Source organism: Endozoicomonas elysicola (genome assembly GCF_000710775.1).
GTDB classification, from domain to species: Bacteria; Pseudomonadota; Gammaproteobacteria; order Pseudomonadales; family Endozoicomonadaceae; genus Endozoicomonas; species Endozoicomonas elysicola.
On record NZ_JOJP01000001.1, the window covers coordinates 625943 to 647796 of the forward strand.

Genomic DNA, 21854 nt, shown 5'->3' on the forward strand with positions numbered 1-21854 from the left:
CACTATGGCTTATGACGTCATTGATAAAAAGTCGGAAGAGGCTCTTGATGAAAAGCTGGATGAAAGCCTGAATAAGACTCTGAGAGAGGCACTTACCGTGAAAACCTCCATAACGTATCCTGAAAACAGTCTTGAAAAGCGAGCCAGTATTTCAGTGGATAGCAGCGCCAATGCTCCTGTTCAGGCCAACAGTCCTGAACAGCCTTCCGGATTCTCCAGGGCTTTTAATCCTGACTCGCTGGGGCGCGGTCGTTCTGTACTCAATCTTGAGCATGAACCGACCAGTATGGAGGTCTCTGGCCTGAACCTGTTCTATGGCGAGAAGCAGGCACTGTTTGATATCTCCATGAAGATCCCACAAAAGCGCGTAACGGCGTTTATCGGACCTTCAGGTTGTGGTAAATCCACGTTGTTACGCAGTATGAATCGGATGAATGATCTGGTGGATGGCTGCCGTGTGAACGGCCAGATATTGCTCACCAGCTCTTCTGACGATCCGCAAAATATCTACGAGAAATCGGTTAATGTGGCCGACCTTCGTCGTCGGGTTGGGATGGTATTTCAGAAACCAAACCCATTTCCAAAGAGTATTTATGAGAATGTTGCCTATGGCCTGAGGATTCAGGGCATCAACAAAAAGCGGGTGCTGGATGAGGTTGTGGAGTGGGCACTGAAAGGGGCGGCTCTCTGGAATGAAGTGAAGGATCGCCTGCATGAAAGTGCACTGGGCCTGTCTGGGGGACAGCAGCAACGCCTGGTTATTGCCCGGACAATTGCTGTGGAACCCGAAGTATTGCTTCTGGATGAGCCTGCATCGGCACTTGACCCAATATCCACACTGAAGATTGAAGAGTTAATCAATGAGCTGAAGTCCAAGTTTACCATTGTGATTGTCACTCATAACATGCAGCAGGCGGCGCGGGTTTCTGACTACACCGCATTTATGTATATGGGGCGAATGATTGAGTATGGTGATACGGATAGATTGTTCACTAATCCCCGAAAGAAACAGACTGAAGACTATATTACTGGCCGTTATGGCTGAGTGTTGCTGATTTTCTTCCTAAATCTCAAAGACCCTGAGCAGCCTCGAAGGATTACCCATGCCCAACCAAAGCGATTTACTGACCCACCATATTTCCCAGCAGTTTAACCATGAACTGGAAGAGCTTCGTAATAATCTGCTGTCTATGGGCGGCATGGTTGAGAAGCAGGTCAGTGATGCTATTGAGTCACTTATCAATGCCGACAGTGATCTGGCCATCGTTGTCTGTGAAAAAGACAACGATGTTAATTTTATGGAAATCGCGATCGATCAGGAGTGCTCAAGAATTCTGGCTCGTCGTCAGCCTGCAGCCAGTGATTTACGTCTGGTTCTGGCATGTACCAAAGTGGCGACGGACCTGGAGCGTATTGGTGATGAGGCGGCTAAAATTGCCCGATTCGCCATAAAATTGTCGGAACAGGGTGAAGCACCAAAAGGCTATATCGAAACACGTCATATAGGCAGTCATGTCAGCCAGATGACTCAGGATGCCCTTAATGCTTTTGCCCGATTTGATGCTGAGAAAGCGCTGGCAGTAGCCAAGGAAGATAAGGCCGTTGATCGGGAGTACAAAAGTGCAACCCGTGAACTGGTCACTTATATGATGGAAGATCCCCGGTCCATCACCAGAGTGCTTAATATCATGTGGGTTTTACGCTCATTGGAGCGTATTGGAGATCATGCCAGAAATATTGCTGAGTACGTTATTTATCTCGTGAAAGGGACGGATGTCAGACATATTGGCCTTAAGCGGATGCAAGAAGAAGTATTTGATAATCACCTGAATGACTAGTTTGTGTAAGGTCGCGTATTCTTTTTATTTTATTGATGTTGTTTTTGTGGCGGATATTTTCATTTAATGAATATCCGTTTTTTTAATTTAGAATAATCTGATTTATTATTAATCTTCATGTTGTTAGATGGTTTCTTTTTTATTTCTTGTATTATTTAAATGATTTTAAAAATTAAACTAACCTATAGTTAATAATGTATTTCAGGCAATCATGCTGTTTGTTGCTGAAACGATCTCGTAAGAAAACACGGATGAAACAATCAGCAGGTAGCTATGAATCACTCCAGTACTATTCATGAGGGCTGGGATATTCCCGATGAACAACCAGCCGAGAGCGATGCTCTTCTCGAATGTCTTTCTTTGTTAACCCGCTATTACGGTAACCCGTATTCCAGAGAGTCTCTTAAATCTGGTATGCCTCTTGAAGGTGGGAAATTTACCGCTGAGGTCTTTATCAGGGCCTCTGAAAGAGCTGGGTTAGTCTGTAAAGTCCATAAACGGGGTATTTCAGAAATCTCTTCACTGGTTGTTCCCGCTGTTTTATTACTGAATAAAAGAAAAGCCTGTATTTTGACCGAAGTTGACCACTCAAAAGGTATTGCTAAAATCGTGATGCCGGAAACAGGTGAGGGAACGAGAAGTATCAGTCTTGAGGAATTAGAAGCGTTCTACAGTGGTTATGTTATTTATGTTCGTGAAAAGCATCGGTACGATCGTCGAACCCCACAGAAATTAAATGTTAAATCAAGGCACTGGTTTTGGGGTACCATTATTGGCTCATGGAGGATTTATCGAGACGTCCTTCTGGCATCATTACTCATCAATATTTTTGTTGTTGCAAGCCCGCTGTTTGTTATGAATGTTTATGATCGGGTGGTGCCCAATCAGGCGTTTGATACGCTCTGGGTTCTTGCCATCGGTGCATTTATTGTTTTTAGCTTTGATTTTATTCTGAAAATGGTGCGAAGTTATTTTATTGATTTAGCGGGCAAAAAGTCAGATATCCTGCTTTCCTCCATCATTATGGAACAGGTACTGGGTTTGAGTATGAAAGCCAAGCCCACATCAGTTGGTTCATTTGCTAAGAACCTGCAGGATTTCGAAAGTATTCGTGAGTTTATTACCTCGTCAACAGTTACTGCTCTGGTCGACCTGCCCTTCACCTGTATCATTCTTTTCGTAATTTTCATGCTGGGTGGGCCTGTTGCCATTATTCCACTGGTAGCCATGATCATTATTGGGCTCTACAGCTTTCTTATTCAGGAGCCACTAAAGCAATCCATTGATAAGACGCTTCGGTCCAGCCAGCAGAAAAATGCCACATTGATTGAAAGCCTTTCCGGAATGGAAGCGCTTAAAATTGCTCAGGCTGAGAGCGATATTCAATACAAATGGGAAAAGTCGGTTAGCCATATTGCGACCTGGAGCATTAAAACTAAGCTGCTTAGCTCTTCTGCTACCAGCTTCAGTGCCTATGTTCAGCAGATAGCAAATATCGGGATGGTCATACTGGGGGTTTATCTGATCTCCGAAGGTGAGTTGAGCATGGGTGGGTTGATTGCATCGGTGATGCTTTCAGGCCGCTGCCTGGCACCAATGGCTCAGATTGCCGGATTGGCAACCCGCTATAACCAATCAAAATCGGCTCTGGATGGTCTGAATCAGGTCATGGCCATGCCAACAGAGCGTAATGATGAGCGAGACTATGTTAATCGCCCCGACTTAAAAGGCAGCATTGAGTTTGATGGTGTCAACTTTGCTTACCCCGAGCAGGAAATTCAAGCCCTCCGGGATATTAATCTTAAGATCAAAGCCGGTGAGAAGGTTGCCATTATCGGACGAATTGGTTCCGGTAAAACGACTATCGAAAAGCTGATTTTGGGGCTCTATGAACCTGAAGAGGGTGCCGTACGTGTTGATGGTATTGATTTGAGGCAGATCAACCCAACCGATCTGCGCTCCAGTATTGGCTGTGTCAGTCAGGATATAACGCTGTTCTACGGCTCCATTAAGGACAATATCACCTTGGGCGCAAACCATGTTGAGGACAGCCAGTTACTGGAAGCAGCTGAGATCGCCGGAGTAACTGAGTTTGCCAATAAGCATCCCAATGGTCTGGATATGATTGTGGGTGAACGGGGACAGAATCTTTCAGGTGGGCAGCGACAAAGTATTGCCCTGGCGCGAGCTCTATTAATGAATCCGCCTATTCTGGTGATGGATGAACCATCCAGCTCTATGGATAACACCACAGAGCTGCGAATGAAGGAGCAGCTGAAGACTCGGTGTCAAGGCAAGACATTGATACTCGTTACTCATAAAGCCTCAATGCTGGACCTGGTCGACCGGTTAATTGTTGTAGACAGCGGTCGTGTGGTGGCGGATGGACCTAAGGATCAGGTTCATGCAGCGTTGAAACAGGGTAAGTTGAAAATTGACTAGGTTGGAAATATGAGCACCGATAGCGATGGAAAGCAAAATAGCTCAGGGAATGAGTTAGTGAATCAGCAGGACCCTATGGTTGACTCATCAGAACCTGAGAGTAATCAGGTTGAGGGTTTGTCTGAAGAAAATGAGATGGCAATGGAAGGTATGTCCGACAATATCCAGGAAGAGGATATGGAGTATATCTCTGATGCCAATGCAGCCATGCTCATGAAGACACCAAGAGGTGGTCGTTTACTGATTTATACCATGTTATTGGCTCTTTTCTCCGCCATTATTTGGGCCAGTGTTGCGCGGCTGGATGAAATTACCCGCGGAATGGGGATTGTCATTCCATCTTCCCGACTTCAGGTCGTACAGAATCTGGAGGGAGGTATTCTTGAGAAAGTTTTTGTTACAGAAGGTGAGCAGGTTCTTTCAGGGCAGCCGTTGATGCAATTGGATGATACTCGTTTTTCTTCCAGCTTTCGGGAGAGTGCTATTGAGTATCACAGTGAGTTGGCAAAGGCTGCCAGGCTCAAAGCGGAGCTCTCGGGTGATACATTAAATTTCCCGGAAGCTTTGAGTGATCATCCTGAATATATTGAGCGAGAGAGGGATATTTACAATCAGCGTGCAGACCGCTTCAGTGCCGAGCTTAATGTCGCCAGTGAGCAAGCTGCCCAAGCGCAACACGAATTGAATTCTGCAGAAGATCAACTGAAATTTTTGACGACCAGTTTTGAGTTGGGGCAGGATGAACTTGAGCTCACAGTTCCACTGGCTGAACAGGGAGTTGTATCCAAGGTTGAGCTGATTCAGTTGAGACAGCGAGTGAATGATCTGGAGTCAGAAAAACGCAGGACTGAGCTAAGTATTCCCAAGTTACGGGCAGGTTATCAGGAATCGTTGGCGCGCAAGGAAGAGGTTATCCAGAAATACCGGTCAGACATTGTTCAGGAACTGAAGGAAACTGAGGTTCACCTTGACCAACTCAATGAATCACATAACGCTATGGAAGATCAGGTAGACCGCACCCTGGTTCGTTCACCCATGGATGGCGTTGTGAAAAAAATCCATGTCACCACTGTTGGTGGTGTGGTGCAGCCAGGGATGAGTTTGATAGAAATTGTACCACTGGAAGACAATTTATTAATTGAGGCTCAAATACAGCCAAAAGACATAGGGTTTCTGCGTCAGGGTATGAAAGCCATTGTAAAACTGACCGCTTATGACTTTGCTATTTATGGTGGTCTGGAAGGTGATGTTGAGCATATCAGTGCTGATACTATCAAAGATGAAAAAGGTGAAAGCTTTTATATTGTACGAATAAGAACAAAAGATAATTTTGTTGGCTCTCCTGAAAAGCCACTGCTTATCATTCCTGGTATGAGAACGAATGTGGATATTATTACCGGGGATAAGACGCTCATGGCATACCTGCTGAAGCCAATCTTGAGAGCGAAGCAAAATGCCCTGACAGAGCGATAGCAGTTTAGTAATGAGTGAGCCTGGTATGGCTCACTCATGGCCCTCAATGATGGTTTCCGCATCAACGCCAGTCTGCTCAAGATGCCACTCTTCAAAGTCTGAATCCCGAATAACTGCACCAATAAAACGGCTTTTTGTAAAAAGCGCATTCGTCAGGTCGGTATGCTCAATAAGCAGATGATCCAGGCGACAGTGATTAAATGTTGGCGCTTTCTCAACACTGAAACAGTCGGTAAAAGAGCCTTCGCTGAAATTAACCTGGTTGAAAACAGTGTTATCCAACTGAGCATCCGTTAGATTCACCCGCTCCCAGAGGCATTCCGTTACTTGAGTGTTGGCCAGATTAGCGGACTGAAGATCGCAGTCAGTCATAGTAACTTCACTGATTCTAGCGTGTGAAAATGAGGGACCCTCATCAAAGCTTTCGCACCCTTTGAATGATGTGTTGTTGATGTTTGCGTTATTGAACGATGTTTTGGTGAGCGTGCAGTGGCGAAACTCCATATCCTGAATCTCTGACTTGGTGAAATCAGTATTATCAAAGAAGCCATGAATAATCTGGCTGTTGTATAGGCGTATTTCCTGACACGAACTGTTGTGGAAGGTCTGGGCGGCCATGTCGCAGCTTTCAATAACGGCTGTATTCAGAATGGCGTGATCAAAGTTGGCGGCAGAGAGATCCGTATCTATGATTCTGGCATTTGTCAGATTGGCATTGCGTAGATCAGCGCCATTCAGGTTACAGCCATCCAGAATGCAGTCCCGAAGGTCTGCCTGTCTGAAGTCAGCACCGCGGAGGTCACAGTTTTTCCAGTAAACCCCACGGAGTTTACTGGACCTGAACTTACAGCGTTTCATCAAACTGTTTTTGAAACGCATGCGCTCCAGGTCACGATTGATTAATGAGACACTGGTGAAATCAGCACCGTCAGGTGCCGCCCAGCCGGGATGCAGGTTCTCCAGTAACTCACGCTTTTGGGCTGCTTTTTCTTTTTCCTGCTCCAGGTGGGAGGCCAGCCCAGACTTCTCTTTGACCTGATAATTCCCAACACCTTTTACATTAATGCGCTTACTGGCTTTTAATCCGGAGGTTTTTGAGCCATCAGTATCCAGAATACTGTCTACAAAAGCATGATGACCTGGCTTGGAAGAGGTTTTTTTGTTCTTTGACGGTGGACGTTTTTTCTGTGACACAGGTGTGAATCTCCGGACGAACTCATTTCATTCTGAGTCGCCCGAGAGGGTTAAAGGTTTAGTTTTTCTTTTTATTTCTCAATAACCGAAGGGCATTGGCAGTTACCAGTGCAGTTGCTCCGGTGTCGGCGAGAACAGCAACCCAGAGGCCGGTCATACCCAGCAGAGTCGTGACCAGGAACACCGCCTTGCTCCCCACTGCCAGCACAATATTCTGACGAATGATGGCCATGGTGGAGCGTGATAAACCAATCAGTTCGGCAAGTTCTTCTATCCGGTTGTGGGTCAGTGCACAGTCGGCCGTCTCAAGTGCAACATCGGCTCCGGAACCCATGGCAATACCAATATCCGCCGCTTTGAGAGCAGGAGCGTCATTGATGCCATCACCGATCATTGCGACTCTACCAGCTTCTCTCAATGCCTCTACTTCGGTGGATTTATCACCCGGCAGTAAGCCAGCGCGGTATTCCATGCCCAATTGCCCGGCGATGGCTGCAGCTGCACGAGGGTTATCTCCAGTCAGCATGACACTGTTGATACCCATGGCTTTAAGAGAGGCAACTGCCCTCTGGGCATCGGCTCTTGGGTTATCCCGCAAGGCGATAAAACCAGCCAGAGCACCATCAACTGTGATCACTGCAATGGTATTACCCTGGGCTTCCAGCTGCTCAAGCTTTTGCTCGGCTCCGGCAATGAGATCAACACTGTCTTTCAGGTGACGTGGAGAACCAACAACAATGGTTTTACGTTCAACGACTCCCTGAACGCCCAACCCCGCCTTAGCTTCAACATCGCTTGCAGTAGGAAGGAGAATGTCTATCTCTTGCGCCTTGGCTACGATGGCTTTTGCCAGAGGGTGAGTTGAACCTGATTCAACCGCAGCTGCCAGTCGAAGGACATCCTGGTCTAAATGATCAAATGATTCTATATGGGTGACGACAGGCTTGCCTTCCGTCAGAGTGCCGGTCTTATCGAAAGCAACTGTTTTTACTGACCCTAATAGTTCCAGGGCCGCGCCACCTTTAATCAATGCGCCATTTCGAGATGCTCTGGCCAGTGCTGAGGTGACTGCTGCCGGTGTTGAAATAACCAGTGCACAAGGGCAGGCGATCAGCAGCAGAGTCAGCGCCTTATAGATCCATTCTACCCAAGGTTCTCCAAATGCAAGCGGAGGAATAAAGGCCACCAATACTGCCATGAGCATCATTAACGGTGTATACCAGCGGCTGAAAGCATCAATAAACCGTTCTACCGGCGCTTTGCGCTCTTCAGCTTCTTCGATAAGGCGAATGATGCGATCAACAGCACTTTCTCCGGGTTTTGAAATCACCTTGAGTCGTGCAACACGGTCCACAGACAGCGATCCCGCCATAACACTGTCACCAGCATCGTGCTCCACTGGGACGGATTCACCGGTTAAAGCGCTTTCATCAAAGCTGACATTCGGTGTTAATAGTTCACCATCCACCGGTAGACGACTGCCAGGCAATATCTCGATGATGTCGCCTGGTATCAGGCTATGGGCAGAAACTTCCGTCTTGTTTCCTTCAGTGTCAATCTGATAAGCGGTTTCTGGTGTCAACTCCATCAGTTTCTGGACACCTTGGCGAGCTCGCCCTGCGGCAAAAGCTTCCATATGTTCACCCACCATAAACAGAAGGAGCACCATAGCGGCTTCAACCGTTTCACCCAAGAACAGGGCACCAATAGCAGCAATACTCATCAGGGTTTCGATGGAAAAGGGAGTACCATTTTTAGCTAACTGGGATGCTTTGGCTGCAACAGGGTAAAGTCCCCATAGGGTTGCCAAATAGAAAAGCACCTCTCCTGCCATGGGAAAGACGCCCTGAATCAGAGCCGCAACCAGCATGACAATGGCCAGTGAAATGATGCGCCAGTATTTTTTCAGAAAGCCGTCAGAAGTGGATGCAGATGTACCATCTTCTTTGACAGCAAAGCCCAGTCTTCGAATAGTGTTAAGAATGTCATCGCTAATGCTGGCATTATCTTCAGCCACAACCAGCAGGCGCTCTGTTGCAAAAGTGACCCGAGCCTGGGTAACCCCTTTCAGGCCTTTTACCGCATTCTCTATTTTGGCGGCACAGCTTGGGCAGTCCATACCAGTGATAACCCAGCTCAATTGAATACCACCAGGATCCAACCTACCCTGCTTCCCGGTTTTGTATGTATCTGACGGTGTGCGGTTATTGCTGCAGCATGAGGATGCGGCGCAACCACTTTTCATTGCGTCACTTTGTGAGCTGATGCTGTGATTAGCTGAGCAAGAGGACATGACTTTACTCGCAATATATAAGAATGATTTTATATAAATATAAATTTATATGTTTGGTGCGTCAAGACTAATGAGACAGATCTGCCTTTTCTGGGTAATTTCAAGATTAGAAGATAGAGGCTTGGCCTGATAACCAGAGGTGGCTTCAGGCCTGTAAAAGGAAAATCAGCAGGGGAGGTTAAATACTTTTACCGCATTCTTACGAAGAAACTTAGGCCAGACATGGTCTTTGAATGGAACTTCAGGCATCTCCTTAAAGATACGCTCCAGTGACAGCCCCATGGGAAAGTACCCGGCATAGAGAATTTTGTCAGCACCTCGGGTATTGGCAAATTCAATGATGGACTCAGGATAAAAGCGTGGAGCAAAAGCACTGGTGGAGTAATAGAGGTTGGGATATTTCAACATCAGCTTCCAGGCGAGATCTTCCCATGGTTCAGCACCGTGGCGCATGACCACTTTCAGTTCCGGGAAGAACCAGCAGACTTCATCCAGTAGCTCTACCTTTTGGGGGGCCATTGGCAAACGGGGGCCAGGAACTCCGACACAAACACAGAGTGGCAGGTCAAGTTCAACCAGCTTGGCATAAATGGGATACCACTTCTTGTCATTAATAGGAACCTGAGGGCATAGACCGGATGGAAAGCCAGTGACGGCCTTAATACCATACTCCCTATGGAGTCGCTCAATCTTCCTTACTTCATCCATCGCGTTATTTGGGTTCGCTTCGTAGGATGCAAAGAATCGGTCAGGGTATTTTTCCAGAGCCGTCTTAGCTGACTCATTATGATCATCCAAACCAATCATTGCCCGCTCAATATTGTGCTTATCCATCTGGGTGATGGTATAGGCAATGTAGTCGTTGGTATCTGCGGCAGGAATATCTTTGAACATATACTGCGCTGGCATTTTGAACAGGTGTCGACTTTCCTCATCCAGCAGCATGGGTTTCATGTACTCATACCACTGACTGTTATCTTCTCCCGGAATGCTTAGCATCAGGTCTATAACACCGACATCTGCAGGCATTGGCATGGTTTGATCCTTTCTTGTTCTTTTGGTTATATTATTTTCAATACAGCCAAGTTTGACTGCTTGCCAGGTTAATCAATCCTGTTCCTGAACATGATTAGCCAGATCAAGGATGACATGACGGATATGGTGGTCATCCAGTTCGTAGAGTACCTGCTTACCTTTTCGGGTCGACTTTAGGATTCTGGCCTCCCGCAGGCTGCGGAGGTGGTGACTGGTTAATGGCTGGGACATGCCAGATATCTCAGACAGACAACAAACCGGCTGAGGTTCTTCCAGACAGGCGATCACCAGTTGCAGTCTCTTGGTATCACCCAATAGTTGAAAAATCTTTGCCAGTCGCACTATGTCTGTGTCAGATAGCTCTGGCAGCAGAGAACAACAAGTTTGATGCATATCGACCATAGGCTTGCCCGAATCCTGAAGAAACAATGACTGGTAATGATATTGTGCTCTAGTTACTTAGTCTATTTTCTGTTGCATAACCTCTTTTCTCCCTCTTTTCGCCAAGGAATGCTGGTGGCACAATGCTTCCACATAGAAATCAGACAATAAAAATAAACAGCGACCTGATCGCTGTACCTGTCTGAACCAATAAATAATCGGGCCCATCCAGTGTTGCTACCTGGGGGATGGCCGGCACTGATCGGGTTGTACTCTGTGAAAACCAAAGCGCTTCGAGCGGATCTTCTGTTGTTGATGGTGTCTGCTATCTGGGGTTTTGCCTTTGTCGCTCAGATCAAAGGTATGGAGCATTTAGGCCCATTTTTATTCAATGCCTGTCGATTTGCATTGGGCTTTCTCTCTTTGCTTCCTGTGTATTTTCTTCTGGAAGCGTTCTCTGCTAAAAAAAATGGCAAGAAAGAATCTGGTGTTGAGTCGGTAAAGAAATACGACAATCATCTTTTGTTAAAGTGGGGGCCTATCACGGGCATTGTGTTGTTTCTGGCTTCTTCTTTTCAACAGGTTGGCCTGTTGTACACGACAGCAGGTAATTCCGGGTTTATCACCGGGTTTTATATTATTCTGGTGCCAATCCTTGGAATTTGCTTTGGGCATAGTACTCGTCCTGTAACCTGGCTGGGCGGGGCTATTGCTTTGGCGGGGCTTTACTTCCTGACGGTAAACGATGGCCTGAGTCTGAATAAAGGGGATTTGCTTACTTTGGGCTCTGCGCTTATGTACGCTATTCAAATTCTGCTTATTGGCTGGCTGTCCCGGCATGTGCATCCGTTAAGGCTGTCACTTACTCAGTTTTTCATGACAGCCCTTTGCAGTCTGCTGGTTGCTCTTTATCTGGAGCCCATCAGTCTTGATGCCATAACGCAAAGTGTTGGGCCTTTGCTATTCGCCGGTGTTTTATCCACAGGTGTGGCCTTTACGATTCAAATCATTGCCCAACAAGATGCAGCTTCCTCCCATGCGGCAATTATTATGAGTCTGGAAGCTGTCTTTGCCGTTTTTGGAGGTTGGTTATTGTTGGATGAGCAACTTGGGTCAAGAGGTGTGGTGGGTTGCGCCTTGATGATGGCTGGCATGTTGTTATCACAACTCAGGCGACCCAGAGGACGAAGCACGGCTTAAAATAGCTTGTGGCTCAGAGTATGGATGGCCAGACACTGGGTGCCTGGCCATTTTTATCAGTCAGCCAGCTTGATGACAGAATACCCTTGTGACTTTGGGCGAAGGGCTGACATTACTATGGGTACAACGAGTATTGTTGAGAGAGCTCCGGCCCAAAAACCTTTAAAAATTGCGTAATCGAGCGGTGCAAATACTTCCACCCCGAGTACGACAAAGCTCATAAGCGGTAACGGCACCGCGACAAGCAACCCCAATAGCCCGAAGCACAAAGCACTACCAAATTTGTTGGCAGGAAGGCGATTTACCCACCTCTGAAGCCGTGATCCCGGGCCAAAGTCTATTTCTGATACTTTTCCTTTAGTCAGCTTGCGTTGGTTAACCGAAATCAGGATCAGAGAAATGATGAATGACAGCAGAAATGAAGTTGCGATCATATCCACAACAAAACTATGTTCTCCCTTCCATGCAAGGGGGCTGCCATCTTTCAGTAATAACCAGGCAATTAACATGTTTAGCAGTGTATTGGAGGATCCGCAGACCAACATTTCATGCTTCAGATATTTTTTTGCAGATACTGACATTTAGGCCTTCGCTCAGGATTTGCAGGGAAAGCATCGTCATCAAAAGTGAAGTGGGGAGGCTAAAAGGAAAACAAACAGATGGGTTTGCAAGCTGTGTGGATAATAGCTTTGTAGAACTTCCGTGTTGCCAGTAGTGCTTGGCCGCCTTTCCGATATTGCTTCGGATTTAGCTGATCTTCTAAGCTTCCTGGTATCCGTATTGGTGCTGCGTCCGCAAAAAAGCACCTTGTAAACCCATCTGCTTGTTACTGCCGACACCTTATTATTGTTTTGATGAGTCGACGCTAAACCCTGTTATTGTTTTTATTGTGGGTGATTTATTCTTGTTGTCTTTACTAATACAACTGTCGTGCCAAAAGTAGAGAAATTTATTGAACGCCTTGTGGTACGTAGTTTCCGAATGGTTGTGCGTCTTTCCGTGATCAAATAATAAGCGTTTTATATGTTGTTATTTGTTACCTGTTTCCCACAGTAGGTAGCAATGATACCTGTGAGGTAACAAATGGCTGACCTCCAGCGCCATTAAGAAGTGACAAAACCGCTTAGACAGCATATTTCTCAGACAGTTGCTGCCGACTTTATATAGATGTGATTGTTTGATTGTTTCGGTTATTCCGTTTGTTCTGCTCCTGTACTAAGGATTATCCTTTGTGCCCTTGCTGATGCAGACTGCTTTATCGACAGTTCACGTCACACACTGGCTGACAAAACGTAGGAAAAAAATGAGCGAACACGACCAATGCATCCATACTGGCTTAACAGGCCGGTTGTTGCTGGAAAACTCCCTGCTGAATAAAGGGACGGCTTTTTCTATGGAAGAGCGTAGTGAGCTGGATCTCCATGGGCTTCTGCCGCCAAGGGTGGAGTCGATGGAGGAGCAGTGTCGTCGAGCTTATAAGTCCTTCGCGATTAAGCCTACCCCTATACTTAAGCATATCTACCTGCGTTCCTTACAGGACACCAACGAAACACTGTTCTATGCCCTTTTGCAGCGTCACCTTCAGGAAATGCTGCCAATTATCTATACCCCGGTCGTCGGACAGGCTTGTCAGCGTTTCAGTGACCTCTATCGTCGACCACGAGGCATCTACATCTCATACCCCCAGCGTGAACATATTTCAGCGATGCTGGCCAACTTCAAACGTAATATTGACGTAATTGTGGTTACCGATGGTGAGCGTATTCTGGGTCTGGGTGACCAGGGTATTGGTGGCATGGGAATCTGCATCGGCAAACTGTCTCTATACAGTGCCGTTGGTGGGATTGCACCCAACAAGACACTGCCTATCGTGCTGGATTGTGGCACCAATAACCGTCAGCTATTGAATGATCCAAATTATCTTGGCTGGCGTCATGAGCGAATCGCGGATGATGAATACTTTGCTTTTGTAGAAGACTTTATTCGTGCCCTGAAGCGTCGCTGGCCAAAAGCGCTTCTGCAGTTTGAAGACTTTGCCATCAATCATGCAACGCCCCTGCTGGAAAAATACCGGGATGAACTCTGCTCATTTAATGACGATATTCAGGGAACGGCCGGTGTAACCGCAGCATCACTGCTGGCTGCTGCCAAGGCTGCTGGTAAGTCTCTAGAGGATATGAAGGTCGCCTTCCTGGGAGCTGGGTCCGCCGGTTGTGGTATTGCAGAGCAGCTGATCCGCCTGATGGTTGGTCGAGGGCTGAGTGATGAAGAAGCCCGTCAGCGGATTTTCATGGTGGATCGCTACGGTGTGCTGAATGATCAAATGGAAGACCTGAGACCATTCCAGCAGCGCTTGGTGCAGCGTAGTGAAGATCTCAGTCAGTGGGGCTGTAATGAGAACCCAGGGCTTCTGGAAGTGGTTACCCATGGTAAGCCCGATGCCATTATCGGCGTCTCTGGTCAGCCAGGGCTGTTCACTCGGGAAGTGATCGAAAAGATGGCTGAGAATCATGAGCGGCCAATAATCTTCCCTCTTTCAAATCCAATCAGTCAGGTTGAAGCAACACCTGAAGACATTATTGAGTGGAGTGAAGGACGTGCGCTGATTGCCACCGGAAGCCCATTTGATCCGGTTGAGTACAATGGTAACCGTTACCCGGTAGCGCAGTGTAACAATATCTACATTTTCCCGGGACTGGGCCTTGGTGTTCTGGCTGGTGATGCTGAAAGAGTTTCTGATGGCATGCTGGATGCAGCGGTAGAAACACTGGCCATGGCTTCACCTGCCATTATGAATCCAGAAGCGGCATTACTGCCTGAGCTGAATCGTATTCACCAGGTGACCTGTGAAATAGCGGTTGCTGTGGCCAGGAAGGCTCAGGAAGAAGGGCTTGCTCCGAAATGTGAACAAACCGCATTGGAGGCAAAGGTCAGAGCAAAGCGCTGGAGCCCTGAGTACAGCAGGATTTATCTTTCTGACTCTTGAAGGTAACGGTTAAAAGAAAGGGACTGTGGTTATAAGGAGGCGCTACAAAGAAGGGGTAAGCAGATAAGTTTACAAACTACCAGGCATCTTTATTATTGTTATTCGCTGACAGATGTCTGGTATGTTCCCGTTGCCTTCCTTTTGGTGCAGTCTTCATTGAAGACTGCGGCAATCTAATTAACATTCCATCATATCTGTCAGTTGATGACCTTCAGTATTCCGCAAACTTATCTGCTTTAATCTCCGACCTGGTATTTTTATTATTGGTGGTCAGAATTCGCCATGTTGTTGTTATTGTTTGGCGTTTTTTGTTTGCGCTTGGTCATATACAAAGGGTGTGCCAAAAATGATAAATTTCTTTTAACATTCTGATTTTCAAATAGAAAATATTTTTTGTATTTCTGTTTGTTTCATAAATCCAAGTTTGATCTGTTACTTGTTGAGTATTGAGCTGTGAAGTTTGTAACCAAGGTAACAGGCTAAAATGGTTCAAGCTTTATGCACTTCTATACGACAGATCAGTCCTTCGTTAGAGAAAAAGATCCTTTCTATGCCTGGTACATTCACCGACTCATCCGACTCAATATCAGTACCCGTTCTAACAAACTCAAGTTCTACACAACTGCCATTCAGATTTCGGTAGCTGTTGACATGCCAGTTCACGTCGGGGATTTTTGAAAAAAAAGTGGTCATCATATCGAGAATGGCACTCTTTCCCTGGAAGTCACCAAGAAATGCAGAGTAGTAGCTGGCACTTTCATCAAGCATCGGAGATATCCAGTCCAGCCTGTGGGCATTGGACAGAGCAACATAGGCTCTGGCGGCTTCAACCTGTTCATCGTTTGTCATAATGTGAGATGCCAATGGTTTGTGAGTAGATACCCAAAACTCACAACATAGCACTAACTCGACATATCGACCTGCTTCAAGTTGTCACAGGTTGGATAGTGGCTGGGAGCCTGGAGAAATTGACACTGAGCTACTACGAAAAAGCTGGGTTTAGCCCTTTTTTATGCTGCTTTTCGTTGAATAGAAGCAATATTCGCCTCAAACCAGCATAGAAAATGGCTCAAACTGGACTTTTTCTCGCTACTGTTGGCTAAGCCCGACATGCTCATAGAGAATAAAGTAGGTAGTTAATCCAAAAGGGGAGAGAAGCAGTTTATGGGATTGAGAAAATAAACAAACAGACAGGTTTACAGATACACAGAAGCTCTTTATTTCTTCCTTGTCGAATGCCCGCGCTGCCTTTTGTAGCCTGTTCCCAGGCTCAGTCAGTCTTCTCGGCTTTCTCGTTCCTGTTTGTCGGCTACCTTGAGGTACCGTGCAAACCTGTCTGCTTGAGTCACCCGACCTTATATTATTATTTTTGTAGGCTGGGAGTCGTCATTATTGTTGTTGTTATGTTTTGACGATTTTTGTTCTCGCCTGACATAATACAATTGACGTGCCAGTTTTTATAAAAAGCTTTGCAGGCCTTGGTAAATAAGGGGTAAATAGGGAATTAATATTTTATAGACAGGTGTCTGGTGTTGTTTTCCTGTTACTGCGTTTACTCACTGAACGTAACCTTCGGAATGTACGTAACACATATGGACTAGCATAGTCATACTAGTAATTTCAGGTGATCAAGAGGGTTGCTCATGTTGCGTTATAGGTATCAAATGCACATTGATACTTTAAATCAGGTAGTTTGACCTTATAGAGTAATCAGAGATTTTCCCCAGCAGGCTTTTGCCAACTCTGCAATGATCAGGACAATAAAATGACGACATCAAACCACTTTGATTATCTGGTAATCGGCGGTGGAAGCGGTGGTATCGCTTCAGCAAATCGTGCAGCTATGTACGGTAAAAAAGTGGCGCTGGTAGAGGCTAAGCACTTGGGGGGAACCTGCGTAAATGTAGGATGCGTTCCTAAGAAAGCCATGTGGTTTGCTGGACAAATTGCTGATGCCTGTCGTTATGGGCCTGACTATGGCTTTGATATCAGTATTGAAGAGCAGTTGAAATCGTTCAGCTGGAGTAAACTCGTCGAAAGTCGGGAGGCTTACATCAGCCGCATACATGCTTCATATGAGCGAGTTCTGGGTAACAATAAAATTACCGTTATAAACGGCTATGGACGCTTTGTTGACGCAAAAACCGTAGAAGTTAATGGTGAGTACTACACAGCTGACCATATCACTATTGCAACCGGTGGTGAGCCGCTGATTCCAGACGTTCCAGGAGCAGAGTACGGTATTGATTCCGATGGTTTCTTTGAATTGACCGAGCGCCCTGGTCGGGTGGCTGTTCTGGGTGCAGGTTACATTGCTGTTGAGCTGGCCGGTGTGTTACACGCACTGGGCAGTGAAACGCACCTGCTGGTTCGTAAACACAAACCTCTGCGTAATTTTGAAGAGATGCTGTCGGATACGCTGGTAGAAGTAATGGAGTCTGAAGGTCCTCAGCTACATACTCATTCAGTACCAAGAGAAGTTGTAAAAGAAGACGATGGGAGTCTGACTGTTCATTTGGAAAATGGTAATTCAGTCAATGTTGATACCGTGATCTGGGCTGTAGGCCGTAAGCCGCATACTTCTGGCATCAACCTGGCTGCAGCAGGTGTTACGGTTGATGCACGGGGTTACATTCCTGTTGATAAGTACCAGAATACCAATGTTGACGGGGTTTATGCTGTAGGTGACAACATCGGCAAGATTGAGTTGACTCCAGTTGCTGTTGCCGCAGGTCGTCGTCTGTCGGAGCGCCTGTTCAATAATAAGCCGGATGAGCATTTGAACTACGACAATGTGGCCACAGTTGTTTTCAGTCACCCCCCGATTGGCACCGTGGGTTTAAGTGAACTGGCTGCCCGTGAGGAGTACGGTGACGGGAATGTCAAAGTCTACACCAGCCAGTTTACGGCGATGTACAGCGCATTGACCAGTCATCGACAGCCATCACGCATGAAGTTGGTCACTGTGGGAGCAGAAGAAAAAATTGTCGGTATCCATGCTATTGGACATGGTGCGGATGAGATGCTTCAGGGCTTTGCCGTGGCTTTAAAGATGGGGGCTACCAAAGCTGACTTTGATAACACCGTTGCCATTCATCCAACTTCTGCTGAAGAGTTTGTCACAATGCGGTGAGCACAACGCGCTTTCGAATCGGAGAATGAGTAAATCAACGGCCATTCTCCATCACCTATGCAAATGATGACCTGAAAGCCCACATTAAGAGTTACCTGATACCTTGATGTGGGTCTGCACATGTAAGCTCCGGTATCCGCATAATAGCTAGATTTTCTCAAAGGTTTACAGGTTGGAAGGCCTTGATCTTTGTATCTCTGTTTGTGTCGGATTCGGAGAAAAAAACGAGTGCGGAGAAAGGTTCCCCCGCTGAATGCAGTCAAGGCATTTGAAGCTGTTGCAAGATATGAGCACCTTGGTCGAGCCTCTGAGGAGCTTTGTGTGTCTCACAGTGCTCTGAGTCAGCAGGTCAAACATCTTGAAGAGTGGTTTGGCTTGGATCTTTTCGAGCGCAGTGCAGGACGAATGTTATTAACAGAGCAGGGGCAACAGTTACTACCTGCGTGTAGCAAGGCAATGGATATACTGCACGACGCTTGCCTTTCGTTGCAGGAAAATAAACCGACTGATCGTCTTGTTATTCAATGTGAGCCAACGTTTGCTGCTAAGTGCCTGCGTGGTCGACTACAGGAGCTGAGAAACCGTTTTAACCTAAAAGATATTGAACTGGTCACCAGCCACTACCTGCCACCCAAGTTTCCACACCGGGTTGACCTCCTTATACACTATCAGCGTCACCCTTCCTGGAGGGAAATCCATACAACCCAATTAATGGATCTTTATGGATTTCCTGCCTGCAGCCCGCAAATTCTGAAAGACACTGAAGATAACCATATTCTGGATTTCTTACGTAATGCTCATCTAGTCCATGGCGAAGACAGAGAAACCTGGGCCGCATGGCTTACACGTTATAAAGTGGAGGGAATCGACAGTAACAGCGGTACGCTTTATGAGGACTTCAGTCTGGCCATTGAAGCGGCAGTGGAAGGTGAGGGGGTGATTATTGCGGACCCGCTGTTTTGCAAAAAAGAGCTAGACTCTGGCTTACTGACTCCGATATCCGACAAAAAAGTCTTTTGTGTGAGTTATTATATCGCTTCTATGAATGCAGTTTATCAACGCCCTTTGATTCAGCAATTGCATCAGTGGGTTTTGGATACTTATTCGCCTCTGGAAAAGTCAGCTTAGAAGGCTTCCATATAGTGATGGAAGCCTTGTTTTTTACCGTTAAGCTGCAGCGTGAACCTGTCTATTCGCTTTGCCTTTGAGTCGGGCAATAGATAACTCAATAATCATAACGGCAATGATCAGTGCTATCACCGTTGGACCAGAGTAGACCCAGTCTATTCTGGCACTCAGAATATCGGGAAAAACAAACAGAATCAGACCGAAGCCAAGAACAATACCTGGCACCAGGGCAAAGAACAGTGCGAAAGTATCACCTCCGGGAATTCTGAAGGGACGTTCAACTTCTGGAGCCACTTTTCTCAGCTTTACAAAAGCGGCCAGCAGGAACAGGTAAGTCACAAAGAGCAGGAAGTTCGCGAAAGCAAACAGAGACCAGAACAGGTCATCTGCTGTGCCTGCCATGAATCCGTAGACAATCAAGGCCCCTGTGGAAACATAACCTGTCATCATGTTTGCGCCATAGGGGGCATCATGCTTGTTTTTAACGGCAAAAATAGCTGGCATTTCACTGTTCTTTGCTGCTTCGGCTGCGGCTCTGGAGGAGGCCATAATCCATGGAATGAGATAGGTAAAGAGGGCAAAGATGGCAATAAGTGACAAGATAATAGTAACAAGGCGCCCCATGCCGGATTCTCCAAACAGAATGGTATACGTTTGCACCATCCCGCCAACAAGGCTGAGTTCCTCAAGTGGTAATGCCAGCATCATCGAGGAAATCCCCGCAGCATAGAGCAGAATGATAATACCAATGGCAATCAGAACTCCCAGGGGCATATCTCTCTTCGGATTCTTCATTGATGTGGTTAGACAGGCAATGGTTTCAACACCAACCAGCATGTAGATAAGGGTAGGAACGTACATGAAAGATGCGTCCATGGAAGGTATCATTGAGGACAGCGTCAGCTCATTTGCAGCCCCATGGCTAGAGGCGTAATACATACCACCACCTGCCATGACAACCAGCAAAAGCACTTTGGAAAGTCCTCCTAGGTTATTCACGAGATGTCCAAAGTCCAGAGAAGCATTCACAATAAGGATGGTTGCCCATACCAGAACGAGTGCAATGGCAATCATTCCCCAGGTTGACATTGCCGGGTAAAACAGTTCGGCCAGCATACCTGCGCAGAGAAGATAAACAGAAGGCATCCAGAAGGGGACATTGATCCAGTAATACCATGCGACACGAGCTGCGTTTTTTTCACCCAGACCTTCCAGTGTCCAGTCGTAGACACCGCCCTCACCAGGATAGGCAGAGCCAAGCTCACAGGTAATCAACACATAGGGCAGGACAAAAAGTATAAGAATGATGGCCCACCAACCAAATACGGAGGGCCCGACCGCTGCGGAAGCGGTCAGGCCGTCGATACCAATTAATCCGGATAAAATAAAAAAAACGATCCCGACAATACCTATGCGGGATTTATTATTGGTGTCCATAACAGCCCCCAGGTGGCCATAAGCAGAAAATGCCGCTTACCCTGAACCATAAAAGCGGCTACAGGCTCTGATTACAGCGACATTTTCATAATAAAAAACGGCATACATCACTGTACGACAGTAGGTAAATATCAAGCCATTGGAACTTGCTGGGTGATACAGTGAATGTTGCCTCCACCCAGTAAAATATCCCTTGCCTCAACGCCAATGATCTCATTGTCTGGGAAGATATCTGCCAATGCTGCCCTGGCTTCCTCGTCACGCCCTTTACACAGCAGTGGGAAGACAATCCTTCGGTTGGTAATCAGGAAGTTTGCATAGCTGCCAGCAAGTCTTACTCCGGAAGCTCGATTCATTCCTTCACAGGCATCAAAACCAATTGCTTCTTCTTCGCGAATATACATGGGTTCAGGTACTGGTATTTTGTGAATTTTTATCTGTCGACCTTGTGCGTCTGTTTCATTCAGTAATACAGACATGGCTTCTCTGGAAATATCATACTGCGGGTCAGAGGGGTCATCACACCAGGAGAGCACAATCTCTCCGGGACGAGGGACATGGATCAGGTTATCGATGTGACCATTGGTATCTACATCGTTATACAGTCCCTGGGGGAGCCAGATTACCTTTGAAACATTGAGGTAGTTGATTAAGTATTCTTCGATTTCTTCTCGGGTAAGGTCAGGGTTACGGCTTGGGTGAAGCAGGCACTCTTCTGTTGTATAAACAGTGCCTTCTCCATCGACATGAATAGAACCACCTTCAAGCACAAGAGGAGCCTGATAGATGTCATCGCCATGAAACTCACAGATTTTCTGTGCTACAGCATCATCAGCATCCCAGGGGAAATACAAGCCATCAACGAATCCTCCCCAGGCATTGAACTGCCAGCTGATGCCTCGGCGCTCACCTTCGCCGTTAATAACATAACTAGGCCCCATATCTCTCATCCATGAATCATTAGTTGTCATTTCTACAACACGAATATGGGGAGGAAGTAACGCTCTGGCATTGGCATATTGTCGGTAGGACACTGCCATATTTACTGGTGTTTCAGCAGCTATCGCCTTGGCAACTTCAACAAATGCTGCCTGGGCCGGCTTGGCCCCCCATTGCCAGCTGTCTGTTCTTTCAGGCCAGGCCATCCAAATTGCCTCTTGAGCCTCATGTTCTCCAGGCATACGAAATCCATCAACTCTGGAATTGGTGTCAAAAACCTTTGCCATGAGACAAAGCCCCCCGGTTAAACGTTAAAGATAAGTCCCCTTGTAAAGGGGTATTCTGACGAAAGGTGATAAAATGATTTTTTAAAAA

16 protein-coding genes are annotated in these 21854 nt (G+C 46.6%); 8 read left to right on the forward strand and 8 right to left on the reverse strand.

Features of this window, described 5'->3' with window-relative positions; translation table 11 throughout:
- The first annotated feature begins 4 nt into the window (after window positions 1-4).
- The 4 genes from pstB to GV64_RS02730 all read left to right on the forward strand — a co-directional run bounded on the left by pstB (window position 5) and on the right by GV64_RS02730 (window position 5753).
- On the forward strand, window positions 5-1045 hold the full coding sequence (gene pstB, locus GV64_RS02715) for a phosphate ABC transporter ATP-binding protein PstB (protein WP_034843960.1): 1041 nt from the start codon (window positions 5-7) through the stop codon (window positions 1043-1045).
- 58 nt (window positions 1046-1103) lie between these two features.
- Complete coding sequence (gene phoU / locus GV64_RS02720) at window positions 1104-1838, forward strand: phosphate signaling complex protein PhoU (protein WP_020584703.1); 735 nt, start codon at window positions 1104-1106, stop codon at window positions 1836-1838.
- A 273-nt stretch (window positions 1839-2111) separates the two neighbouring features.
- Window positions 2112-4280: a type I secretion system permease/ATPase gene (locus tag GV64_RS02725; protein WP_020584702.1), complete on the forward strand. Its 2169-nt coding sequence runs from the start codon at window positions 2112-2114 to the stop codon at window positions 4278-4280.
- A 9-nt stretch (window positions 4281-4289) separates the two neighbouring features.
- Window positions 4290-5753, forward strand: coding sequence for an HlyD family type I secretion periplasmic adaptor subunit (locus GV64_RS02730; RefSeq protein ID WP_020584701.1), 1464 nt, complete (start codon window positions 4290-4292; stop codon window positions 5751-5753).
- A gap of 30 nt (window positions 5754-5783) precedes the next feature.
- On the opposite strand, the gene GV64_RS02735 is transcribed toward GV64_RS02730, so the two are convergent.
- The 4 genes from GV64_RS02735 to GV64_RS02750 form a co-directional block, all read right to left on the reverse strand.
- Window positions 5784-6947 (reverse strand): pentapeptide repeat-containing protein, encoded by a 1164-nt coding sequence (locus GV64_RS02735; RefSeq protein WP_020584700.1) that lies wholly within the window; start codon window positions 6945-6947, stop codon window positions 5784-5786.
- A 58-nt stretch (window positions 6948-7005) separates the two neighbouring features.
- Window positions 7006-9192 (reverse strand): zinc/cadmium/mercury/lead-transporting ATPase, encoded by a 2187-nt coding sequence (locus tag GV64_RS02740; RefSeq protein WP_201772459.1) that lies wholly within the window; start codon window positions 9190-9192, stop codon window positions 7006-7008.
- Between the two features lie 213 nt (window positions 9193-9405).
- Complete coding sequence (locus GV64_RS02745; protein ID WP_034843961.1) at window positions 9406-10275, reverse strand: amidohydrolase family protein; 870 nt, start codon at window positions 10273-10275, stop codon at window positions 9406-9408.
- 72 nt (window positions 10276-10347) lie between these two features.
- Window positions 10348-10677 carry an ArsR/SmtB family transcription factor gene (locus GV64_RS02750; RefSeq protein WP_020584697.1) on the reverse strand — a complete coding sequence of 110 codons (330 nt, stop codon included), beginning with the start codon at window positions 10675-10677 and terminating at the stop codon, window positions 10348-10350.
- A 255-nt stretch (window positions 10678-10932) separates the two neighbouring features.
- Here GV64_RS02750 and GV64_RS02755 point away from each other — a divergent pair, with 255 nt between their 5' ends.
- A complete protein-coding gene (locus tag GV64_RS02755; protein ID WP_020584696.1) occupies window positions 10933-11856 on the forward strand; it encodes a DMT family transporter in 924 nt (307 codons plus the stop codon).
- 56 nt (window positions 11857-11912) lie between these two features.
- Here GV64_RS02755 and GV64_RS02760 read toward each other — a convergent pair whose 3' ends face one another.
- Window positions 11913-12437, reverse strand: a complete 525-nt coding sequence (locus GV64_RS02760) for a hypothetical protein (RefSeq protein ID WP_152553904.1) — start codon at window positions 12435-12437, stop codon at window positions 11913-11915.
- A 722-nt stretch (window positions 12438-13159) separates the two neighbouring features.
- Between GV64_RS02760 and GV64_RS02765 the strand changes: the two genes are divergently transcribed.
- Entirely contained in the window at window positions 13160-14842 is a 1683-nt protein-coding gene (locus GV64_RS02765; RefSeq protein WP_051087858.1) for an NAD-dependent malic enzyme, read from the forward strand.
- A 489-nt stretch (window positions 14843-15331) separates the two neighbouring features.
- On the opposite strand, the gene GV64_RS02770 is transcribed toward GV64_RS02765, so the two are convergent.
- Entirely contained in the window at window positions 15332-15691 is a 360-nt protein-coding gene (locus tag GV64_RS02770) for a nuclear transport factor 2 family protein (protein WP_034843964.1), read from the reverse strand.
- 916 nt (window positions 15692-16607) lie between these two features.
- Between GV64_RS02770 and gorA the strand changes: the two genes are divergently transcribed.
- Together gorA and GV64_RS23550 are read left to right on the forward strand one after the other, a co-directional pair.
- Window positions 16608-17975: a glutathione-disulfide reductase gene (gorA, locus tag GV64_RS02775; protein WP_020584692.1), complete on the forward strand. Its 1368-nt coding sequence runs from the start codon at window positions 16608-16610 to the stop codon at window positions 17973-17975.
- Window positions 17976-18203: 228 nt separating this feature from the next.
- Entirely contained in the window at window positions 18204-19103 is a 900-nt protein-coding gene (locus tag GV64_RS23550) for a LysR family transcriptional regulator (RefSeq protein ID WP_020584691.1), read from the forward strand.
- A 39-nt stretch (window positions 19104-19142) separates the two neighbouring features.
- Here GV64_RS23550 and GV64_RS02785 read toward each other — a convergent pair whose 3' ends face one another.
- Both GV64_RS02785 and aguA read right to left on the reverse strand, forming a co-directional pair.
- Window positions 19143-20540, reverse strand: a complete 1398-nt coding sequence (locus GV64_RS02785) for an APC family permease (protein ID WP_020584690.1) — start codon at window positions 20538-20540, stop codon at window positions 19143-19145.
- 131 nt (window positions 20541-20671) lie between these two features.
- The gene (gene aguA / locus GV64_RS02790; protein ID WP_034843968.1) at window positions 20672-21766 is read right to left on the reverse strand and encodes an agmatine deiminase; all 1095 of its coding nucleotides are present in this window, start codon (window positions 21764-21766) and stop codon (window positions 20672-20674) included.
- Window positions 21767-21854: the final 88 nt, after the last annotated feature.

Coding starts and splice junctions, on each gene's coding strand:
- GV64_RS02750 (WP_020584697.1), bottom strand. CDS start 10,677: ATGGTCGATATGCATCAAACTTGTTGTTCTCTGCTGCCAGAGCTATCT.
- GV64_RS02730 (WP_020584701.1), top strand. CDS start 4,290: ATGAGCACCGATAGCGATGGAAAGCAAAATAGCTCAGGGAATGAGTTA.
- aguA (WP_034843968.1), bottom strand. CDS start 21,766: ATGGCAAAGGTTTTTGACACCAATTCCAGAGTTGATGGATTTCGTATG.
- pstB (WP_034843960.1), top strand. CDS start 5: ATGGCTTATGACGTCATTGATAAAAAGTCGGAAGAGGCTCTTGATGAA.
- GV64_RS02760 (WP_152553904.1), bottom strand. CDS start 12,437: ATGTCAGTATCTGCAAAAAAATATCTGAAGCATGAAATGTTGGTCTGC.
- GV64_RS02745 (WP_034843961.1), bottom strand. CDS start 10,275: ATGCCAATGCCTGCAGATGTCGGTGTTATAGACCTGATGCTAAGCATT.
- gorA (WP_020584692.1), top strand. CDS start 16,608: ATGACGACATCAAACCACTTTGATTATCTGGTAATCGGCGGTGGAAGC.
- phoU (WP_020584703.1), top strand. CDS start 1,104: ATGCCCAACCAAAGCGATTTACTGACCCACCATATTTCCCAGCAGTTT.
- GV64_RS02725 (WP_020584702.1), top strand. CDS start 2,112: ATGAATCACTCCAGTACTATTCATGAGGGCTGGGATATTCCCGATGAA.
- GV64_RS02765 (WP_051087858.1), top strand. CDS start 13,160: ATGAGCGAACACGACCAATGCATCCATACTGGCTTAACAGGCCGGTTG.
- GV64_RS02785 (WP_020584690.1), bottom strand. CDS start 20,540: ATGGACACCAATAATAAATCCCGCATAGGTATTGTCGGGATCGTTTTT.
- GV64_RS02770 (WP_034843964.1), bottom strand. CDS start 15,691: ATGACAAACGATGAACAGGTTGAAGCCGCCAGAGCCTATGTTGCTCTG.
- GV64_RS02740 (WP_201772459.1), bottom strand. CDS start 9,192: ATGAAAAGTGGTTGCGCCGCATCCTCATGCTGCAGCAATAACCGCACA.